18 protein-coding genes are annotated in these 18,834 nt (G+C 64.2%); 5 read left to right on the top strand and 13 right to left on the bottom strand.

Annotation, left to right across the window (positions count from 1 at the left end):
* Position 1: 1 nt before the first annotated feature.
* The 4 genes from CWB41_RS12560 to pyrH all read right to left on the bottom strand — a co-directional run bounded on the left by CWB41_RS12560 (position 2) and on the right by pyrH (position 3,296).
* Positions 2-877 (bottom strand): phosphatidate cytidylyltransferase, encoded by an 876-nt coding sequence (locus CWB41_RS12560; RefSeq protein ID WP_115837586.1) that lies wholly within the window; start codon positions 875-877, stop codon positions 2-4.
* Positions 874-1,689 carry an isoprenyl transferase gene (locus CWB41_RS12555; RefSeq protein WP_115837655.1) on the bottom strand — a complete coding sequence of 272 codons (816 nt, stop codon included), beginning with the start codon at positions 1,687-1,689 and terminating at the stop codon, positions 874-876. Before CWB41_RS12555 ends, CWB41_RS12560 begins: the two co-directional genes overlap by 4 nt.
* Before the next feature lie 124 nt (positions 1,690-1,813).
* Entirely contained in the window at positions 1,814-2,374 is a 561-nt protein-coding gene (frr, locus tag CWB41_RS12550) for a ribosome recycling factor (protein ID WP_115837588.1), read from the bottom strand.
* Positions 2,375-2,573: 199 nt separating this feature from the next.
* Entirely contained in the window at positions 2,574-3,296 is a 723-nt protein-coding gene (pyrH, locus tag CWB41_RS12545; RefSeq protein ID WP_115837590.1) for a UMP kinase, read from the bottom strand.
* A 215-nt stretch (positions 3,297-3,511) separates the two neighbouring features.
* Here pyrH and CWB41_RS12540 point away from each other — a divergent pair, with 215 nt between their 5' ends.
* Positions 3,512-4,153 carry a response regulator gene (locus tag CWB41_RS12540; RefSeq protein ID WP_115837657.1) on the top strand — a complete coding sequence of 214 codons (642 nt, stop codon included), beginning with the start codon at positions 3,512-3,514 and terminating at the stop codon, positions 4,151-4,153.
* Between the two features lie 90 nt (positions 4,154-4,243).
* Positions 4,244-4,894: a metallophosphoesterase family protein gene (locus tag CWB41_RS12535; protein ID WP_342633319.1), complete on the top strand. Its 651-nt coding sequence runs from the start codon at positions 4,244-4,246 to the stop codon at positions 4,892-4,894.
* Between the two features lie 23 nt (positions 4,895-4,917).
* Here CWB41_RS12535 and tsf read toward each other — a convergent pair whose 3' ends face one another.
* From tsf to katG, 3 genes are all read right to left on the bottom strand, one after another.
* Positions 4,918-5,847 (bottom strand): translation elongation factor Ts, encoded by a 930-nt coding sequence (gene tsf, locus CWB41_RS12530; protein WP_115837592.1) that lies wholly within the window; start codon positions 5,845-5,847, stop codon positions 4,918-4,920.
* A 116-nt stretch (positions 5,848-5,963) separates the two neighbouring features.
* Positions 5,964-6,983 carry a 30S ribosomal protein S2 gene (locus CWB41_RS12525; RefSeq protein ID WP_115837594.1) on the bottom strand — a complete coding sequence of 340 codons (1,020 nt, stop codon included), beginning with the start codon at positions 6,981-6,983 and terminating at the stop codon, positions 5,964-5,966.
* 322 nt (positions 6,984-7,305) lie between these two features.
* Positions 7,306-9,492, bottom strand: coding sequence for a catalase/peroxidase HPI (gene katG, locus CWB41_RS12520; RefSeq protein ID WP_115837596.1), 2,187 nt, complete (start codon positions 9,490-9,492; stop codon positions 7,306-7,308).
* A 141-nt stretch (positions 9,493-9,633) separates the two neighbouring features.
* On the opposite strand from katG, the gene CWB41_RS12515 reads away from it, so the two are divergent.
* The 3 genes from CWB41_RS12515 to CWB41_RS12505 all read left to right on the top strand — a co-directional run bounded on the left by CWB41_RS12515 (position 9,634) and on the right by CWB41_RS12505 (position 12,157).
* Complete coding sequence (locus tag CWB41_RS12515) at positions 9,634-10,569, top strand: LysR substrate-binding domain-containing protein (protein WP_115837598.1); 936 nt, start codon at positions 9,634-9,636, stop codon at positions 10,567-10,569.
* A 79-nt stretch (positions 10,570-10,648) separates the two neighbouring features.
* On the top strand, positions 10,649-11,089 hold the full coding sequence (locus CWB41_RS12510; protein ID WP_115837600.1) for a DUF2214 family protein: 441 nt from the start codon (positions 10,649-10,651) through the stop codon (positions 11,087-11,089).
* A gap of 75 nt (positions 11,090-11,164) precedes the next feature.
* Positions 11,165-12,157 (top strand): aldo/keto reductase, encoded by a 993-nt coding sequence (locus CWB41_RS12505; protein WP_115837602.1) that lies wholly within the window; start codon positions 11,165-11,167, stop codon positions 12,155-12,157.
* 19 nt (positions 12,158-12,176) lie between these two features.
* Here the strand turns inward: CWB41_RS12505 and CWB41_RS12500 are convergent, their stop codons facing one another.
* The 6 genes from CWB41_RS12500 to CWB41_RS12475 all read right to left on the bottom strand — a co-directional run bounded on the left by CWB41_RS12500 (position 12,177) and on the right by CWB41_RS12475 (position 18,786).
* Positions 12,177-13,511 (bottom strand): FMN-binding glutamate synthase family protein, encoded by a 1,335-nt coding sequence (locus CWB41_RS12500; RefSeq protein ID WP_129396491.1) that lies wholly within the window; start codon positions 13,509-13,511, stop codon positions 12,177-12,179.
* Complete coding sequence (locus tag CWB41_RS12495) at positions 13,511-14,263, bottom strand: GltB/FmdC/FwdC-like GXGXG domain-containing protein (protein WP_115837960.1); 753 nt, start codon at positions 14,261-14,263, stop codon at positions 13,511-13,513. Before CWB41_RS12495 ends, CWB41_RS12500 begins: the two co-directional genes overlap by 1 nt.
* Positions 14,260-15,150, bottom strand: a complete 891-nt coding sequence (locus CWB41_RS12490; RefSeq protein ID WP_115837962.1) for a class II glutamine amidotransferase — start codon at positions 15,148-15,150, stop codon at positions 14,260-14,262. The genes CWB41_RS12495 and CWB41_RS12490 overlap by 4 nt, the downstream gene beginning before the upstream one ends.
* A 221-nt stretch (positions 15,151-15,371) precedes the next feature.
* Entirely contained in the window at positions 15,372-16,691 is a 1,320-nt protein-coding gene (locus CWB41_RS12485; RefSeq protein WP_115836417.1) for a dihydroorotase, read from the bottom strand.
* 6 nt (positions 16,692-16,697) lie between these two features.
* Positions 16,698-17,648, bottom strand: a complete 951-nt coding sequence (locus tag CWB41_RS12480; RefSeq protein ID WP_115836418.1) for an aspartate carbamoyltransferase catalytic subunit — start codon at positions 17,646-17,648, stop codon at positions 16,698-16,700.
* A 10-nt stretch (positions 17,649-17,658) separates the two neighbouring features.
* Positions 17,659-18,786: an acyltransferase family protein gene (locus CWB41_RS12475; protein WP_115836419.1), complete on the bottom strand. Its 1,128-nt coding sequence runs from the start codon at positions 18,784-18,786 to the stop codon at positions 17,659-17,661.
* Positions 18,787-18,834: the final 48 nt, after the last annotated feature.

Here is an 18,834-nt window from a genome sequence, read left to right as displayed (position 1 = left end):
TTTACATCCAGTGAAACAGGCCCTCGGCCGGCGTGGGAAACGCCCGCAGCATACCGAGGAACGCCGCAAAGACGACCGCGGCGACAAAGCCGTCGACGCGATCCATAAGGCCGCCGTGGCCGGGAATGAAAGTCCCCGAATCCTTAGCCCCGAAACGCCGTTTCATCCAGGATTCGAAGAGATCGCCGGTCTGCGATACCGCCGCGAGGACAAGGCCGAGGAAGAACAAGGCGGGATCGGGCCGCAGCGCCTCAAGCTGGCTGATTTGCGCCGCGACGGCGAGAAAGCCAAGGCCGATCAGGGCGCCGGCGATGATGCCGACGCCGGTGCCCGACCAAGTCTTCGAGGGCGAGATGTGCGGCAGGAATTTGGGTCCGCCGATCAGCCGCCCGGCGAAATAAGCGCAGGCATCGGTGCCCCAGACGATGGCGAAGAGCCAGCCGATAGCCCAACGGCCGAAGGGAAAGGAACTGCGCAGCGTCAGCACGGCGAGAATCAGCGCGCCGGCATAGGCAACGCCCAGTCCCGACCAGAGGCGCCGCCCGGGACCAGCCTGCAACCCGCTGACGATCGCCGCAGCGATGATAATCAGGACGGCGAACCCGGCCGCCTGCGAGCGAACCGCTATGGCGGCCGCGATCAGGGAGAGCGTGCCGATGGCGAGCCGCGCGTCCAGATTGGCGCCGCCGACGATCCGCTCCCACTCGAAATGCACGACGAGCGCGGCAATAAGCCAGACGACGAAAAAGCTGATGCTGCCAACCCACCACGACACGGTCGCAACCGCAATAAGTACCGCAGCGGAGCCGAGGCGCGGGCCGAGATCGGCAAGCCGTATCCGCAGCGCGCGCGCCGCCGCCTCATTCGGATTGGTCATCGACCGGATTTAGCACTGGCCGGCGGCAAGGTCACGCCGCCGAAACGGCGCTCGCGGGCGGAAAATTCCTCGATCGCCGCAGCCAGGGCGGCGCGGTCGAAGTCCGGCCAGTGAATCGGCAGGAAGACGAATTCGCTATAGGCCGCCTGCCACATAAGGAAGTTCGAAAGCCGCTGCTCGCCCGAGGTGCGGATGATGAGATCAGGGTCCGGAATGCCGGCGGTGTCGAGATGGCTGGCGATCACGTCGGCGTCAATGCTGGCGGGATCGAGCGTGCCCTCGGCAACCTTCTGGGCAATGAGGCGCATTGCCGCCGCGATCTCCTGACGGCTGCCATAATTGAAGGCGACAACGAGATTGAGACCGCTGTTGGCGGCGGTGGCGCTCTCCGCCTCCTCGAGCAAGGCCAGAATATCGGGTTTGAGATTGCTGCGCGTCCCGATCATCTTGATCCTGACCCCGGCGCGCGCAAGCTCGGCAAGGTCGTTGCGGATGAAGAATTTCAGCAGCCCCATGAGGTCACTGATCTCTTCAACCGGGCGGCTCCAGTTCTCCGACGAGAAACTGTAGACGGTGAGATAATCGAGCCCGAGATCGATCGCGGCACGCACCGTCGCCCGCAGCGCCTCGACCCCGCGCCGATGGCCTTCGATACGCGGCAGACCGCGGCTCGACGCCCAGCGGCCATTGCCATCCATGATCACGCCGACATGCCGGGGAACGCGACCCTGAAGCGGCGGAACATCGCGCGTTTTCGCCGGCGCTGGCGTCGCGGGCTGGGAGCTCGCGGCCTTTACTGGCTTGACTTGCATTGCCGCCTCGGCGCCGGTCATCTCAACATCTTCCCTGAAAGCCATCTCTCGCAATTGGCATCGAAGTGAGGCCGGAACGCGACATCTTTACCTGGAAGGCCGCCCACGCCGTCCGCGCGCGCGGTCAGATCTGCATAATTTCCTTTTCCTTGGTCGCCAGCGCGGTGTCGATCTCGCCGATATGCTGGTCGGTAACCTTCTGCACCTCTCCAACGTGGCGCTTCTCGTCGTCTTCGCTGATCAGCTTGTCTTTCAGCAGACGCTTCAGATCGTCGATGCCGTCGCGGCGTACATGCCGCACGGCAACCCGCGCCTCCTCAGCATAACGGTGCGCGACCTTCACCATCTCTTTACGGCGCTGCTCGTTGAGCTCCGGAATCCGGATGCGCAGGATCTGGCCTTCGGTAACCGGCGAAAGCCCAAGGTTCGAATCGCGGATCGCGCGCTCGACAGCCCCGACCATGCCTTTGTCCCAGACCTGAACCGACAGCATCCGCGGCTCGGGAACGCTGACCGTGGCGAGCTGGTTGATCGACATCGATTGGCCATAGGCATCGACATGGACCGGCTCGATCAGGCTCGCCGAGGCGCGGCCGGTTCGTAACCCGCCAAGTTCATGCTTCAGCGAAGCGATAGTCCCCTGCATCCGGCGCTTCAAATCAGAAAGATCAAACCCGTCACTCATCCTTCAACCTTGCCAAAGGGATTTCCGCCTGCCGTACGGCGGTCGGGCCAATTTGCACGCGCTGCGCCTTGGGACAGCGTCGCTCCGCGGACGTATTTCCGCGAAAACTTGGCGATTGCGGGCGGATATGACCACAGAATCTCTCGCTTTGCTATGCCATTTCCCCCGCCCCGCCAAGCCGTGCGCCCAGCGTGCCGCATCAGGGCGTAACGAGGGTCGCTCGGCCCTTGCCTTGCAGCACGGCACAAATGGCGCCCGGCTCCTTGATCGAGAATACGAGAATCGGAATTTTGGTCTCGCGCGCGAGCGCGAAGGCGGCGGTATCCATGATCGCGAGATTCCTGGCGATCGCTTCATCATGCGTCAGCGTTTCGTAGCGCCGCGCCGCGGGGTCACGCTTCGGATCGGCGGAATAGACGCCATCGACCTGCGTCGCCTTAAGGATAACGTCGGCAGAGAGTTCGGCGGCGCGCAACGCCGCGCCCGTGTCGGTCGTGAAAAACGGATTGCCCGTGCCGCCGGCGAGCACGACCACGCGGCCCTTGCCGAGATGGTGCAGCGCCGCCTGGCGCGAATAGGGCTCGCAGAGCGAGGGCATGGCGACGGCGGAGAGTGCGCGCGCGGCCTGCCCCTGTTTCTCGATGGCATACTCCATGGCGAGCGCGTTCATGACCGTCGCCAGCATGCCGATCGAATCCGCGCGGGCGCGCTCGATGCCCGTCTCAGCTCCCGCAATTCCGCGGAAGAAATTACCCCCGCCGACGACGACGGCCGTCTCGACCCCCAGCCGCGCCGCACTCGCGAGATCGGCGGCAATGGCCTCGACCGTGCTGGCATCGAGCCCGTGGCTGGCCTTGCCCATCAAGGCCTCGCCGGAGAGTTTGACGACGATTCGCCGCCACCTCGGTTTTTTGTCGCTCATAAGGTATCCATCGCCTCCAGCGGCGTCTTTCTAGCCGATCACCCGCCGGTTCCGAAGCTGAAAACCGCGAATTTCACCGAAGTTTCACGATGCGCGCCCGCGCCGTGCCCTCGCGGTCCCACCTGTCGACAAGTTCTATTGCGCTCCGGCAGCCGCCGGGCCACAAGGTGTGGACCGCCGCGCAACGCGCGCCAAAGAGCCGGATAAGGGGCGAGATGGACGAAAAGGTCAAAGTCCTGATGATCGAAGACCATCCGATCGTCCGTGACGGCGCGCGCCTGATTTTCCACCGCCGGCCCGATCTCGAGGTCGTCGAGGCCAGCACCGTCGCCGACGGCTTCACTGCCAATCGCGACTTCCATCCGGACGTCATCATCCTCGACATCGGCCTTGGCGAAGGCTCGGGCTTCGACATGATCCCCGGTCTGAACGCCGATAATGCCGCCGCGCAGATCATCGTCTTCAGCATGCACGAGACGGCACCCTTCGTAACGCGGGCGCTCGATATGGGCGCGCGCGGCTATATCACCAAGAGTGACGAGCCAACGACGATCCTCGCCGCGATCGATTCGGTGCGCGCCGGTTCGGTCTATCTCGGCCGCTCGGTGGCGCAGGCCCTGGCGCTCGCCAATCTGGAACCGAGCAAAGATCCGTTGCGCGAGCTGAGCGGCCGCGAGCGGCAAGTCGTCGCCCTGCTCGGCCAGGGCAAGAGCCTGACGGAGATCGCCGCAGCGCTCGACATCGGCTACAAGACTGTCGCCAATACGGTCGCGCTCATCAAGCAGAAGCTGAAGATCGGCACCAGCGTGGCGCTGGTCAAATTCGCTGTCGAGATGAGCACGCGCGGGCGCCGCTGAAGACTTGGTCTGCGGAGCTAATTAGAATCAGCGTTTTGTGTTAGAAATTCGGTTTCGCCTTCGGGCAAAGCCAGATTGCACACGAGACCAATGGCTGTTTTCTTCACCAGCGACACGCATTTCGGCGATGCCCGACGCATCCGGATCGACAAGCGTCCCTTTGCCAATATTGCCGAGCATGATGCCGGACTGATCGCCCGCTGGAACGCGGTCGTCGCCCCGGACGACGATGTTTATCACCTCGGCGATTTCGCCCGCATCGACGACGAAGCCGCCGTCACCAAATGGCTGAGGGCGCTGAACGGCCGCAAACATCTCATCGTCGGCAACAACGATTCGCCGACGGTGATCGAGAATGAAACATGGGCGAGCGTGTCGACTTACGCCGAAATCGCACTCGACGGACACCTGCTGATCCTGTGCCATTATCCTTTCCGCAGTTGGCACAACAGCACCAAGGGCGCGATCGACATTCACGGCCATTCGCACGGCAAGATGAAAGAGTTGCCGCGCCAATATGACGTCGGAGTCGATGTCTTCGATTATCGGCCAGTCACGCTCGCGGAAATTCTTGCCAGTCGCCGGCGCGGGAAAAAGGCGAAGATCGCCAAAGTCGCCGCAAAACCAGCGAAGGCGCGGGCCAAGCCGGCGAAGAAGCGCGCCAAGACAACAAAAAAGACAATAAAAAAGCCGGCCAAATCGGCAAAGAAGCCAATCAAGCCGGCTAAAAAACGCAAGTGAGAGGCCGCTGAAGCGGCCTCGTCTTAGCCTTGCCCCGAAGCAGCCGCGACCTCGGCGGCGAAGTCGGTTTCCTGCTTCTCGATGCCTTCGCCGAGCGCATAGCGCACGAAGGCCTTCAGCGTCACTGGCGCGCCGGCGGCCCCTTCGGCCTCTTTCAACACCTGACCGATGGTCTTGTTACCGTGCTCCGCATGGATCGAGGGCTGTTCGAGCAGCGTGACCTCTTTGTAATAGGTCTTGAGGCCCGACTCGACGATCTTCTCGAGGACATGCGGCGGCTTGCCGGCGTTCTTCTCGGCCAGCACTTTCTTCTCGCGCGCGACGACCTCGGGATCGAGACCCGAGGGATCGACCGCGAGCGGACTGGCCGCTGCGGCATGCAGGGCGATGAGCCGCGCGAGCGGCGTCAGCACGTCGGTCTTGCCGGTCGATTCGAGCGCGACGAGCACGCCGATCTTGCCGAGGCCCTCGCCAACCGAATTGTGGACGTAATGACCGACCACACCGTTCTCGACGTGAACCGACGCGGCGCGGCGCAGGTTGAGATTCTCGCCGATCGTCGCGATGCCGTTGGCGATCGCATCCGCGACTGTGCCGCCGCCCGGATAATGAGTGCCCTTCAACGCCTCGATGTCGCTGAGGCCCTTCTCCAGAGCGACGAGCGCGATCGTATGCGCGAGCGCCTGGAACTCCTCGTTGCGGGCAACGAAATCCGTCTCCGAATTGACCTCGATCGCAACGCCGTCGCGCGGACCGACCGCGAGCGCGATCAGGCCCTCAGCCGCGACACGGCCGGATTTCTTCGCCGCCTTGGAGAGGCCCTTCTTGCGCAGCCAATCGACCGCCGCTTCGATATTGGCGTCGCTCTCGGCGAGCGCCGTCTTGCAATCCATCATACCGGCGCCGGTCTTTTCGCGCAGTTCTTTTACCAGTGCCGCCGTGACAATCGCCATTGCGTTCATCCTTCAATCATTCGACATGAGCAAAGCAGATGCGGAACGGCGCATCTGCATACGCGCAGCGGATGCGATGCGGGCACCGCAGCCGCCCGGAGCCAAAGGGCCGCCGTTTATTCCGCAGCGATCAGGCTCTTCGCCTGCTCCGTCCAGCCATCGCGCTCGATGCGGCCGCCAAGCTTCAAATCCTGATCGAGCTTTTTGGCTTCCTCAGACGTCAGCGCCGCGACCTGCCAATAATGGAAGACGCCGGCATCGTTGAGCTTCTTCACGACCTGCGGGCCAACGCCATGCAGCTTGGCGAGATCGTCAGGCGCGCCGCGCGGAGCCGTCAGCAGTTCGAAATGCTCAACCGGCGTGCCGGCTTCCGGCGCGGCGGCGATCTCCGGCAGATCCTCCGCGAGCGGTGTCTCGTCGGCGCCGAAATCGATTGCGGCTTCGCCGCGGCTGCGGGAAATGCCATCGAGCGCCGCGCGGGCGAACAGATCGCAATAGAAGCTGATGGCGCGCCCCGCGTCGTCATTGGCGGGAATCGGATAGGTGATTCCGTCCGGGTTGCAATTGGTATCGAGAATGGCCGCGACAGGAATGTGAAGCCGCGCCGCTTCCTTGATCGCCAACTGTTCCTTGTTGGTGTCGATGACGAAGATGAGGTCCGGCGTGCCGCCCATCTCCTTGATGCCGCCGAGCGCCTTCTCCAGCTTGTCGCGCTCGCGCGACAGCATCAGGCGCTCTTTCTTGGTCAGGCCGGGGCCGCCCGTCTCGAGGGTCTCGTTCACCTTGCGCAGGCGCTGGATGGAAGCCGAGATGGTCTTCCAGTTCGTCAGCATGCCGCCGAGCCAGCGGGAATTGATGTAATATTGCGCCGAGCGCTTCGCGGCGTCCGCGATCGCATCCTGCGCCTGGCGCTTGGTGCCGACGAAGAGTACGCGCCCGCCACGCGCCACCGTATCGGAGACGACCTTCAGCGCCTGATGCAGCAGCGGCACCGTCTGGGCGAGGTCGATGATATGGATATTATTGCGGGTGCCGAAAATATACGGCGCCATTTTCGGGTTCCAGCGGTGCGATTGATGGCCGAAATGGGCGCCGGCCTCGAGGAGGCCACGCATAGAAAAATCAGGCAGTGACATGGGTCAGTCTTCTCCGGTTAAGCCGCCGCGGAAAGTCAGGCTGGCCGGCGTTGCCGCCGGAAGCCACCGGTGCGGGCCTTGAAGCAGGACCGCGAATTCCGCGTGTGGAATGTGGTGCTTATAGAGGCGTGGATATGGGAAGGCAAGGCGGGAAAAGCAACAGCCGCGGGGGGACGACCCGCGGCTGCTCGCCGCCTAGGCTGGCGGCATACGCCCGGAGACTTTCGGCTGACCGCCGGGCGCAGGGGGCTCTAAACCATCGCGCGAAGGCACGGCGGAATGTCATTGAGACCCTTATGGAAACAGCCGAGCTGACGCTCGCTTATCTCCTGACAAGGTCGAAGCGATCGGCATTCATCACCTTGGTCCAGGCGGCGACGAAGTCATGCGCGAACTTCTTCTGCGCGTCGGCGCTGGCATAGACCTCCGCAATGGCTCTGAGCTGCGAGTGCGAACCGAAGACGAGGTCGGCGCGCGTGCCAGTCCATTTCAGTTCGCCGGTCGCACGGTCACGGCCCTCGAACACGTCTTGAGCCGGCGAGGTCGCCTTCCACGCGGTACGCATATCGAGCAAGTTGACGAAGAAATCGTTCGTCAGCTTTTCCGGGCGGTCCGTGAAGACGCCATGCAGAGAGTCATCAGCATTGGCACCAAGCACACGCAGGCCGCCGACAAGCACGGTCATTTCCGGCGCTGTCAGGGTCAGCAATTGCGCCCGATCCACCAGCGCTTCCTCCGGCGTCATAAATTGCCGGCCAGCAAGATAATTGCGAAAACCGTCGGCGCGCGGTTCGAGTGGCGCAAACGAATGGACTTCGGTCTGCTCCTGCGAAGCGTCGGTGCGTCCCGGCGTGAACGGTACTTCTACATCGGTCCCGGCGTCCTTCGCGGCCTTTTCGACCGCGGCACAACCGCCGAGAACGATGAGATCGGCGAGCGAAACCTTTTTGCCGCCTGACTGCGCCGCATTGAAGTCCTTCTGAATCCCTTCAAGGGTTTTGAGCACCTTCGCGAGTTGGGCAGGCCGATTGACCTCCCAATCCTTCTGCGGTTCCAGACGGATGCGCGCACCGTTCGCCCCGCCGCGCTTGTCGCCGCCGCGGAAGGTGGAGGCAGAGGCCCAGGCCGTGCCGACCAGTTCGGACACGGTCAGACCCGTCGCAAGCACCTCGGCCTTGAGTGCGGCGATGTCCGCCTCGTCAATCAACGGATGATCGACGGCAGGCACCGGATCCTGCCAGATCAGTTCTTCCTTGGGCACTTCCGGACCGAGATAGCGCGCGCGCGGACCCATATCGCGATGGGTCAGTTTGAACCAAGCGCGGGCGAAAGCCTCGGCGAAGGCCTGCGGATTCTCCAGGAAGCGACGCGAGATCTTCTCGTAGATTGGGTCGAAGCGCAGCGACAGGTCGGTCGTCAGCATGGTCGGCTTGCGCTTTTTCGATGGATCGTGCGGGTCGGGGATGCTGGCCTCGGCGTCCTTGGCCTCCCACTGGATGGCGCCGGCAGGGCTGCGCGTCTGTACCCACTCGAACCTGAACAGGTTATCGAAGAAGTGGTTGCTCCACTGCGCCGGCGTCTGGGTCCAGATGACTTCCAGACCGCTGCCGATGGCGTCGTTACCGCTGCCGGAGCCATAGTCGCTGATCCAGCCGAGACCCTGCGCTTCCAGCCCGGCGGCTTCCGGAGCCAGCCCCTTGTGGGATTCGGGCGCGGCACCGTGGGTCTTGCCAAATGTGTGACCGCCGCCGATCAGCGCGACGGTTTCCTCGTCGTTCATCGCCATGCGGGCGAAAGTCTCGCGGATAAATTTGGCGGCGGACAGCGGGTCGCCGTTTGCGTTCGGACCTTCGGGATTGACGTAGATCAGGCCCATCTCGGTCGCGCCGAGCGGATTTTCGAACTTCTCGAGCGGGCGATGCTCGAGCCATGCGGTCTCCGAGCCCCAGTTTACGTCCTGGTCGGGTTCCCAGGTGTCTTCCCGTCCACCGGCAAAGCCAAAGGTGCGAAAACCCATCGTCTCCAGCGCCACATTGCCTGTAAGGATCAGCAGATCCGCCCAAGAAATCTTCTGCCCGTACTTCTGCTTGATCGGCCACAGCAGCCGGCGATACCTGTCGATGAGCACGTTGTCCGGCCAGGAGTTGAGCGGCGCGAAGCGCTGCTGGCCGCGGCCGGCGCCGCCGCGGCCATCGCTCAGACGGTAAGTACCAGCGGAGTGCCACGCCATACGAATAAAAGCCGGACCATAATTGCCAAAGTCTGCCGGCCACCAATCTTGCGAGTCGGTCATCAGCTTGCGCAGATCGTTTTTCAACGCTTCGTAGTCGAGCTTCTTGAATTCCTCACGGTAGTCGAACGTTTCGTCCAAGGGATCGGACGATGGCGAGTTCTGGTGGAGGATATTGAGGTTGAGCTGATCCGGCCACCAATCGCGATTGGACCTCTGCCGAGGCGTCGCATGCGCGTACGGGCACTCGCCCGCGCTGTTTTGAACTTTGTCGTCCATCTATCCCTCCGGCCTCGTTCGATAACTATGGCGTAGCGCCAAACTAGGCGCTCGGACGATATTGATCAAATCGATAGTTCCATTTAATTTGATAGGCAGCGCCAATGGCGGTCAAAATAACTTCAAACTTCGTGGCGACACATGAATCTTCGCGATCTCCGTTACATCGTTGCCGTTGCCGACTTTGGCCATTTCGGCCGCGCGGCCGAGGCGTGCAATGTCAGTCAACCGACGCTTTCGGGACAAATCCGCAAACTCGAGGAAGAACTTGGCCTCGCCGTCTTCGAGCGTGTCGGCCATACGGTGCGGCCGACCTTGTCGGGCGGACACATTCTCGCCCATGCGCGCCGCGCGCTTGCCGCCGCCGAGGATATTGTCGCGGTCGCCGCGGCGGGGCGCGATCCGCTGGCGGGTCCGCTGCATCTCGGCGTCATCCCGACACTCGGGCCTTATCTCATGCCCTATGCCCTGCCCGCCGTGCAGCGCGGACTGCGGTCCATGAGACTCGTTTTGGTCGAGGATTTGACGGTGCGGCTCATCGAGTTGGTCACAGTCGGCAAGCTCGATGCGGCGATCATCGCCTCGGACCCGGAGACGCTGGCGCTCACCGCCGAGACGCTCTTCGACGAGGATTTCTGGCTCGTCCTCGGCACCGATAATCCGCTCGCCAAAAAGAACAAAATCACGATTGCCGACATCGACCCGCAATCGCTGCTGCTCTTGACCGATGGCCATTGCCTGCGCGACCAGGCGCTTGAACTCTGCGGGGCGCCGAAGAATGCCGAAGAGGCGATCGCCGATATGCGCGCGACAAGCCTGAAGACGTTGCTGCATATGGCGGCAGCCGGCTATGGCATGACGCTGATCCCGGCGCTGGCGCTGAAGCAGGAGCAGCCCCTGCCCGGCCCGCTCGTGGCGCGCCGTCTCAGCGGCACCAAGGCGCGCCGCCGGGTCCGGCTCATCTTCCGGCCGAGCCATCCGCGCCGCGCCGCCCTTGCCGCGCTCAGCAAGCTCATCCGCGCCAGCGTCAAGGATGTGCTGGAAGACGCGCGTGCACCGGAATTGACGCAGGCTTAAGATGTCTCGCGAGAGCACGCTTGGATTTCGCGCGAGGCGCGGATAAAACCGCTGCGCCCGCGCCAATGGGGACGCTGCGATGCTCGATCTTGTTCTCGCTATCGCTCACCACATTTTCGTATTCGTGCTCTTCGGCATCGTCTTCGCCGAATTCTTCGCGCTGCGGCCCGGTCTTGGACGCGACGCCGTCGCGCGGCTGGCGCGGCTCGATCTCGTCTACGGCATTGATGCGGGTCTGGTTCTCATCGCCGGATTCAGCCGCGTCGTCTTCGCCGCCAAGGGCTGGCATTATTACGAGCACAACGCTTTCTTCTGGGCGAAGCTTGCGACTTTCGCGGTGATCGGCATGCTGTCGGTGCCGCCGACGCTGGCCTATCTGCGCTGGCAGAACGCGAGCGCGGCGCCGGACGATCGCGATGTGAAGACGGTACGCTTCTATCTCCATCTGGAGCTGGCGCTCTTTCCGCTGCTGCTCGCCTTCGCCGCCGCGATGGCGCGCGGCTACGGCGAATTCGCCTAATCCGATGGCGGCGACGTGATTTTGTAGCCCACCCCAAAGGGTCTATCGGTTCCGCAGCAAAATGCGGAGATCATCATGAAAAAGCGCACTCTCGGAAACAGCGGCCTCGAAGTCTCGGCCCTCGGCCTCGGCTGCATGGGGATGACCTGGGCCTATGGCGCGCCCGGCGACCACGCGGAGATGGTCGCGCTGATCCGCCACGCGGTCGATCTCGGTGTCACCTTCTTCGATACGGCCGAAGTCTACGGCCCGCTGACCAACGAGGAGCTCGTCGGCGAAGCTTTGGCGCCGCTGCGCGAGAAAGTGGTGATCGCGACGAAATTCGGTTTTGCGCTCGACTCACACGGCGGCCGAGGTCCCATCGGCCTCAACAGCCAGCCGGCGCATATCAAGGCGGTCGCCGACGCATCGCTGAAGCGGCTGCGCACCGATCATATCGATCTCTTCTACCAGCATCGCGTCGATCCGGCCGTGCCGATCGAAGAGGTCGCGGGCGCCGTCGCCGATCTCGTGAAGGCCGGCAAGGTCAAGCACTTCGGTCTTTCCGAGGCGAGCGCCGCGACGATCCGCCGGGCGCATGCCGTGCATCCGGTCGCGGCGGTGCAAAGCGAATATTCGCTCTGGACGCGCGGGCCGGAAGCCGAAGTTCTACCGACGCTTCAAGAGCTCGGCATCGGCTTCGTACCCTATAGCCCGCTCGGCCGTGGCTTTCTCACCGGCACCTTCTCCGCCGATACGGAGCTCGCCGACAACGATTGGCGCAAGACCAATCCGCGCTTTCAGGCCGAGGCGATGCGCAAGAACGCGCCGCTCGTCGACAGCTTGAAATCCATCGCGGACGCAAAGGGCGCGACGCCGGCGCAGATCGCCCTCGCCTGGCTGCTGGCGCAAAAGCCCTGGATCGTGCCGATCCCCGGCACGACGAAGCGCGCGCGGCTTGAGGAGAATATCAAGTCGGCCGACATTGTGCTGACGTCGGCCGACTTGAAGGCGATTGAAGCGGCCGCGTCCCACGCCATCGCCGGCGATCGCTACGACGCGCGCGGCATGGCGCTGGTGAATTTGTAAGGCGTCGCGGGCGCCCGGCTCAGCGCCCGCCTGCGCCCGGAATCCAATTCGTCCCGGCTAACGGCACACCGGCCATGGCGGCGGCCTCGACGGTGAGGGCGACGAGGTCTTCGGGCTCGAGATTGTGCACATGGCTTTTGCCGGCGGCCCGGGCGATCGTCTGGGTTTCGAGCGTCAGCACCGAGAGGAAGTTGGCGAGGCGGCGCCCGGCGCCGATCGGATCGAGCCGTTTGGCGAGATCGGGGTCCTGCGTGGTGATGCCGGCGGGATCGCGGCCCTCGTGCCAGTCGTCATAGGCGCCGGCGACCGTGCCCAGCATCTCGTAATCGGATTCCCAATGCGGATCGTTGTCGCCGAGCGCGACCAGCGCGGCGGTGCCGATCGAGACCGCGTCGGCCCCGAGCGCGAGCGCCTTGGCGACGTCGGCGCCGTTGCGGATGCCGCCGGAGACGATGAGCTGCACCTTGCGGTGCATGCCGAGGTCCTGCAGCGCCTGCACCGCCGGGCGGATCGCCGCCAGCGTCGGGATGCCGACATGCTCGATGAATACTTCCTGCGTCGCCGCCGTGCCGCCCTGCATGCCGTCGAGGACGATGACATCCGCCCCCGCCTTCACCGCCAGCGCGATATCGTAATAGGGCCGCGAGGCGCCGACCTTCACATAGATCGGCTTCTCCCAATCGGTGATCTCGCGCAGTTCCTCGATCTTGATCTCGAGATCGTCGGGACCCGTCCAGTCGGGGTGCCGGCAGGACGAGCGCTGGTCGATCCCCTCCGGCAGCGTGCGCATCTGCGCAACCCGCGGCGAGATCTTCTGGCCGAGCAGCATGCCGCCGCCGCCGGGCTTGGCGCCCTGTCCGACCACCACCTCGATCGCATCCGCCTTGCGCAGATCGTCCGGGTTCATGCCATAGCGCGAGGGCAGATATTGATAGACGAGGATATTGGAATGGCCGCGCTCTTCCTGCGTCATGCCGCCGTCGCCGGTCGTCGTCGAGGTGCCGACGAGCGAGGCGCCGCGCCCCAGCGCTTCCTTGGCCTGCGCCGACAGCGAGCCGAAGCTCATGCCGGCGATGGTGATCGGGATCTTCAGTTCGATCGGCTTCTTGGCGAAGCGGGTGCCGAGCGTCACCGAGGTGCCGCACTTCTCCCGGTAGCCCTCAAGCGGATAGCGCGACATAGAAGCGCCGAGAAACAGCAGGTCATCGAAATGCGGCAGGTGCCGCTTCGAGCCGCCGCCGCGGATATCGTAGATGCCGGTCGCCGCGGCGCGGCGGATCTCCGACAGGGTATGGGGATCGAAGGTCGCCGAAAAACGCGGCGTGGTGCGCGGGATCTTGACTTGCTCGTTCATCAATAAGCCCCCGCATTGTCGACATGGAAGTGATAGAGCGTGCGGGCCGAGCCGTAGCGCCGGAACGTGCCGACATCGACCTCGCCGGCGAGGCCCTGCTGCGCGAGCTTGGCGTAAAGCGCCGCGCGGTGCGCCTCCTCCATCGGCTTCTCGATACAATCGGCGCCAAGGCTGGCGACGCTGCCGCGCACATAGAGCTGGGCCTCGTAGAGCGAATCGCCGAAGGCTTCGCCGACATCGCCGAACACCGCCAGCGTCCCGGCCTGCGCCATGAAGGCCGACATCGGCCCGATCGAGCCCTTGACGATGATATCGACGCCCTTCATCGAAATGCCGCAGCGCCCCGAGGCATTGCCGTCGACGATGATGGTGCCGCCATGCGCCGTCGCCCCGAGCGAATCGCTGGCATTGCCGCGCACATGGATGAGGCCCGACATCATGTTCTCGCCGAGGCCGATGCCGGCGCTGCCGTCGATCAGGATCGTGGCGTGCTGGTTCATGCCGCCGCAATAATAGCCGACGTCGCCGGCGATCTCGATGGTCACATCGGCATCGACCCCCGCCGCCACCGCATGCACGCCGCGCGGATTGAGCACCCGCAGCGCCGTCGCATTGCTGCCCGGCGGCAGAGCGCGTGGCAAGTCGTGCAGAAACTGGTTCAGCTCGCGCACCGAACTCGTGTCGAGATCGATGGTCCGGGCGAAGGCCGTGTCGGCCGTGTCCTTGGTCTGTGTCTGGGATCGGATGTTCATGCCGCGCGGTTCCAGAAATAGACGGTGGCGGGATTGGGCTCGAAAATGTTCGCGCTCTCGATGCCGGGCAAAGCGCTCAAGGCCCGGTACTCGGTGCCGAAGGCCACATACTGGTCCGTCTCGGCCATCACCGCGTGCTTGCAGGCGATCGGATCGCGCAGCACGCCGAAGCCGGTGTCGGTGCCGACGACGAAAGTGTAGAAACCGTCGAGGTCCTTCAGCGAGGATTCGAGCGCCTCGCCGAGGCTGTCGCCCTCCGCCAGCCGCCAGGACAGATAGCCCGCCGCAACCTCGGTGTCGTTCTCGGTCGCAAACGGGATCCCCTCGCGGATCAGCCGGCGGCGCACCTGATTGTGGTTCGACAGCGAGCCGTTGTGGACGAGGCATTGATCCTTGCCAGTCGAGAACGGATGCGCCCCCGCCGTGGTCACCGCCGATTCCGTCGCCATGCGCGTATGGCCGATGCCATGCGTGCCGGCCATCTCGGAGAGCTTGAACTGGCTCGCCACATCCGCCGGCAGGCCGACCTCCTTATAAAGCTCCATATGCGCGCCGACGGAACTCACCGCCAGCGCCGGCGCCGCCGTCTTGATCTTCTGCAGGATGACATCGAGCTGGTTCGTCGGCACGCTCACGACGATATGGCTGCCGCGCCGCGTCAGCCGCGCCCCCGCCCCCAGTGCCGTCTCCAAAGCCGCGAAATCGTCGAACCCGGCCGGCGCCCGCAGCGTCACCTTGGTCCGCCCCGCCTCGCCGCCGCCGTACACCGCAAACCCGGCACTGTCAGGTCCGCGCGCCGTCATCGTCTCCAGCATCACCGACAGATGATGCCCCAGCTCAGACTCAAGCGAGGCATCCTTCAAAAATAACCCAACAATGCCACACATCGATTTCCTCGCTTTTCTCATCCTGCCGGAGTTTCTTATAGAGAAAATAGCAGTCTTCTCAGGAAACGAAAGGGGGAATTTTCGATTTTTGACGAAAAAATCGGCAGGGACAGACTTTGCACAGCCGCAAAGCAAACACCGAGCCGTCGCGGATGAAGGGAGCGGGAAATTTGTGATGGAAGCAACAAGGGAGCGAAGCACCTTTGCGCTTGGCGTGTGCCCTATTCCTCGCGCCAGACGAGTTCGCCGGCGACCATCGTCAGCTTCACCCGGCCCTGCATCCGGGCTTCGTCGAAGGGCGTGTTCTTGCACCGCGAATGGAGCGTCGCCGGGTCGAGCACATAGGGCTCGTCAGGATCGAAGCGTATGAGATCGGCCGGCGCGCCGATCTCCATTTTGCCTTGCGGCAGGCCGAGGATTTCCGCCGGGCGCGACGACATCGCCGCGAGCAGGCGCGGCAGCGTGATCTCGCCGGCATGGACGAGCCGCAGTCCCGCCGAAAGCATGGTCTCAAGGCCGATCGCGCCCGGCTCGGCTTCCGCGAAGGGCAGCCGTTTCGTCTCGACATCCTGCGGGTTGTGGTCGGAAACGATGACGTCGATCAGCCCTTCCGCCAAAGCTTCGACGAGCGCCCGCCTCTCTTCCTCGCGCCGCAGCGGCGGTGTCAGCTTCAGGAAGGTGCGGTAATCGCCGATGTCGTTTTCGTTCAGGGCGAGATGATTGATCGACGTGCCGCAGGTGATCGGCAGGCCCGCCGCCTTGGCGGCGCGAATGGCATCGAGCGACAGAGTCGTTGAGATCAGCGTAGCGTGATAGCGCGCCCGTGTCAGGGCGACGAGGCGGATGTCGCGATCGAGCATGATGACTTCCGCCTCGCGCGGCACACCCGGCAGGCCGAGGCGTGCCGCGAGTTCGCCCTCGTTCATCACGCCGTCGGTGGTGAGATCGCAATCCTGCGCGAAATGCATGATCAGCGCGTCGAAGTCCCTGGCGTAGGCCATGATCCGGCGCATCACCCGCGTGTTGCGCAGCGATTGCGGCCCGTCGCTGAAGGCGACCGCGCCGGCTTCTTTCAGCAGGCCGATCTCGGCGATCTCCTCGCCGTGGAGGCCGCGCGTCAGAGCCGCCACGGGAAGCACGCGGACAAGGCCGTTGTCGCGCGCCCGGCGCAGCAGGAAATCGACCACCGCCGGCTCGTCGATCGGCGGATTGGTATCCGGCCGCGCCAGAATCGTTGTGACGCCACCCGCCGCGGCCGCGGCAGTGGCGGTCGCGATCGTCTCGCGATGCTCCGCTCCCGGCTCGCCGACGAAGGCGCACATGTCGATGAGGCCGGGCGCCACTACGTCGCCGCCGCAGTCGATAATATGCGCATGCGGCGGCAGCGCCGCGGCAGCGACCTGCGGCCCGAAGTCGCGAATGGTCCCGTCGATGACGAGCACGCCGCCGCGCTCCTCCGTCTCGCGCACCGGATCGACCAGCCGCGCGTTGACAAGGGCCAGCGGCTGATGCGCGATCGCGCCGGTCGCGGCGTGTTTCATCGTGCCTCACTCATTGGGCAGATGCTCCGCCAGCGCCGCGAGCACGGCCATGCGCACCGCGACGCCCATTTCCACCTGTTCGCGGATCAGGCTCCGCGGCCCGTCGGCGATGTTGGAATCGATCTCGACGCCGCGGTTCATCGGACCCGGATGCATGACGAGCGCATCCTTCCTGGCGTAGCCCAGCTTTTCCGCGTCGAGCCCGAAGAAGCGGAAATATTCACGCGATGACGGCACGAAACCGCCGTTCATCCGCTCGCGCTGAAGTCGCAGCATCATCACGATGTCAGCACCGGCAAGACCGCTCTTCATGTCGCGAAAGCTCTCGACGCCCATGCGCTCGATGCCGGCGGGCATCAGGGTCGAAGGACCGACGACGCGCACGCGCGCACCGAGCGTCGACAGCAGGATGATGTTCGAGCGGGCGACACGCGAATGGAGGATGTCGCCGCAGATCGCGACCGTCAGTCCCTCGATGCGGCCCTTGTTGCGGCGAATGGTCAGTGCATCGAGCAGCGCCTGTGTCGGATGCTCATGGGCGCCGTCACCGGCATTGACCACCGAGCAATCCACTTTGCGGGCGAGAAGATGCGCGGCGCCGGCCTGAGCATGGCGGACGACGATAATGTCCGGCCGCATCGCATTGAGCGTGGCGGCGGTATCGATCAGCGTCTCGCCTTTTTTGACGCTTGAGGTCTGCACCGACATGTTCATCACATCGGCGCCAAGCCTCTTGCCGGCAAGCTCGAAAGACGATTGCGTCCGGGTGGAGGATTCGAAGAAGAGATTGATGAGCGTGCGCCCGCGCAGGGTCGTACGCTTCTTTTCGATCTGGCGGGAAACTTCGACCGCGCCCTCGGCCCGGTCCAGAAGAATCAGAATGTCCTCGGCGGAAAGGCCCTCGATCCCGAGCAAGTGCCGGTGCCGGAATTTCTGGATGGGCCGAAGATCGGACATTAAAGCGGTTCTATAGGGGCGAAGATGCACGCTCCGCAAGGGCCGAAACCGGATTTTCCTCGCTCTTCGTTAAAGCGGCGGACGGCGGCGTTGCCCGGCGCGAGTGCCGCCGCAGCCAGGCCCGGACCGGCGTATCCCAGAAACGCGCCGCGAGATAGGCCAGAAGGACGGCCAGCGCCAGGAAGCCCAGCCCGGCGCTAAGACCGATGGAATCCGCCGTGGCGGCGCGCAGAAGCTGCGCCAGAGGCCAGTGCAGGACGTAAAGCGGATAGGAGATCAGACCTGCGAGGTTGAAGAGCCGGACCGGCAGTTCGCCGCGCGGTTCGTTCGCCAGCGCAACGACGATCAGGCCGGGATAGAGCAGACCGACAAGCGCGAGGTCGTAGAGCGGCGTTTCGACCGGCACGAAAAAGCTGCCGAAGACGATCGCCGCCACCAGCCAGGCGGATACTTTCGGTCTCGGCAGACGGCCCGCTATGTGCCAGCGATGCAGGAGCAGCCCCAGCGGAAAGCTGAAGGCGGCGCGAAGGATGCCGCCCGGCCAGTCCGTCGCCTCGGCACCGCCGACCGCCGCGAAACTTCCGGCAAAGAATGTCGCAACGCAGAGAGCGAAAAACGCCGCGCCGAGCGCAATTTTAAGGCGGCGCGCATTGAGCATCGGCGCGACAAAGCCGAAGACCGCATTGATGACGAATTCGTCGAACAGCGACCAGCTCGGCGCGTTGAGCGGGTAAATCGGCCCGGCGCTGAAGAGCAGCGGCGCAAAACTCAGCGCCAGCAGGAGTTTCAGCCCGACGTGGCTTTGGCCGACGCCGTACCAGGCGAGTATAAAAGCACAGGCCCCGCCCCAGAGCGCACCCAGAAGATAAAGCGGCGCGAGGCGTCGCACACGCGCAGCGAGGAACTGCATAGGGCGCCAGCCGGCGACAAGCCGCTCTTCATAAGCATGGCCGAGAACGACGCCGGAGATGAGGAAGAAGAGATCGACCGCCAGATAGCCGTGGCAGACGATATGGCGCCAGGAGAGGCCGAGATGGGTAAGGGCGACCGCGATGGCAGCTAGGCCGCGCAACCCTTCCAGGCTATGAAAACGCCTATCCGTAATCAGTCCCGCCTCCGCCGGCCAGAGCCGCGGCATACTCGCGCGAGAGCCTTAAGAGATCGTCAGACGGACCGCGAAGTTGGT

Source organism: Methylovirgula ligni, from assembly GCF_004135935.1.
Taxonomy (GTDB): Bacteria; Pseudomonadota; Alphaproteobacteria; order Rhizobiales; family Beijerinckiaceae; genus Methylovirgula; species Methylovirgula ligni.
This window is presented reverse-complemented; position numbering and strand designations above follow the sequence as displayed.

Bases quoted from the DNA above. Each gene is read 5' to 3' on its own strand.
- CWB41_RS12505 (WP_115837602.1), top strand. From the start codon at position 11,165: ATGAAAAAGCGCACTCTCGGAAACAGCGGCCTCGAAGTCTCGGCCCTC.
- CWB41_RS12490 (WP_115837962.1), bottom strand. From the start codon at position 15,150: ATGTGTGGCATTGTTGGGTTATTTTTGAAGGATGCCTCGCTTGAGTCT.
- frr (WP_115837588.1), bottom strand. From the start codon at position 2,374: ATGAGTGACGGGTTTGATCTTTCTGATTTGAAGCGCCGGATGCAGGGG.
- CWB41_RS12475 (WP_115836419.1), bottom strand. From the start codon at position 18,786: ATGCCGCGGCTCTGGCCGGCGGAGGCGGGACTGATTACGGATAGGCGT.
- CWB41_RS12510 (WP_115837600.1), top strand. From the start codon at position 10,649: ATGCTCGATCTTGTTCTCGCTATCGCTCACCACATTTTCGTATTCGTG.
- CWB41_RS12535 (WP_342633319.1), top strand. From the start codon at position 4,244: ATGGCTGTTTTCTTCACCAGCGACACGCATTTCGGCGATGCCCGACGC.
- CWB41_RS12540 (WP_115837657.1), top strand. From the start codon at position 3,512: ATGGACGAAAAGGTCAAAGTCCTGATGATCGAAGACCATCCGATCGTC.
- katG (WP_115837596.1), bottom strand. From the start codon at position 9,492: ATGGACGACAAAGTTCAAAACAGCGCGGGCGAGTGCCCGTACGCGCAT.
- tsf (WP_115837592.1), bottom strand. From the start codon at position 5,847: ATGGCGATTGTCACGGCGGCACTGGTAAAAGAACTGCGCGAAAAGACC.
- CWB41_RS12515 (WP_115837598.1), top strand. From the start codon at position 9,634: ATGAATCTTCGCGATCTCCGTTACATCGTTGCCGTTGCCGACTTTGGC.
- CWB41_RS12500 (WP_129396491.1), bottom strand. From the start codon at position 13,511: ATGAACGAGCAAGTCAAGATCCCGCGCACCACGCCGCGTTTTTCGGCG.
- CWB41_RS12480 (WP_115836418.1), bottom strand. From the start codon at position 17,648: ATGTCCGATCTTCGGCCCATCCAGAAATTCCGGCACCGGCACTTGCTC.
- CWB41_RS12555 (WP_115837655.1), bottom strand. From the start codon at position 1,689: ATGCAAGTCAAGCCAGTAAAGGCCGCGAGCTCCCAGCCCGCGACGCCA.
- CWB41_RS12485 (WP_115836417.1), bottom strand. From the start codon at position 16,691: ATGAAACACGCCGCGACCGGCGCGATCGCGCATCAGCCGCTGGCCCTT.
- CWB41_RS12560 (WP_115837586.1), bottom strand. From the start codon at position 877: ATGACCAATCCGAATGAGGCGGCGGCGCGCGCGCTGCGGATACGGCTT.
- CWB41_RS12525 (WP_115837594.1), bottom strand. From the start codon at position 6,983: ATGTCACTGCCTGATTTTTCTATGCGTGGCCTCCTCGAGGCCGGCGCC.
- pyrH (WP_115837590.1), bottom strand. From the start codon at position 3,296: ATGAGCGACAAAAAACCGAGGTGGCGGCGAATCGTCGTCAAACTCTCC.
- CWB41_RS12495 (WP_115837960.1), bottom strand. From the start codon at position 14,263: ATGAACATCCGATCCCAGACACAGACCAAGGACACGGCCGACACGGCC.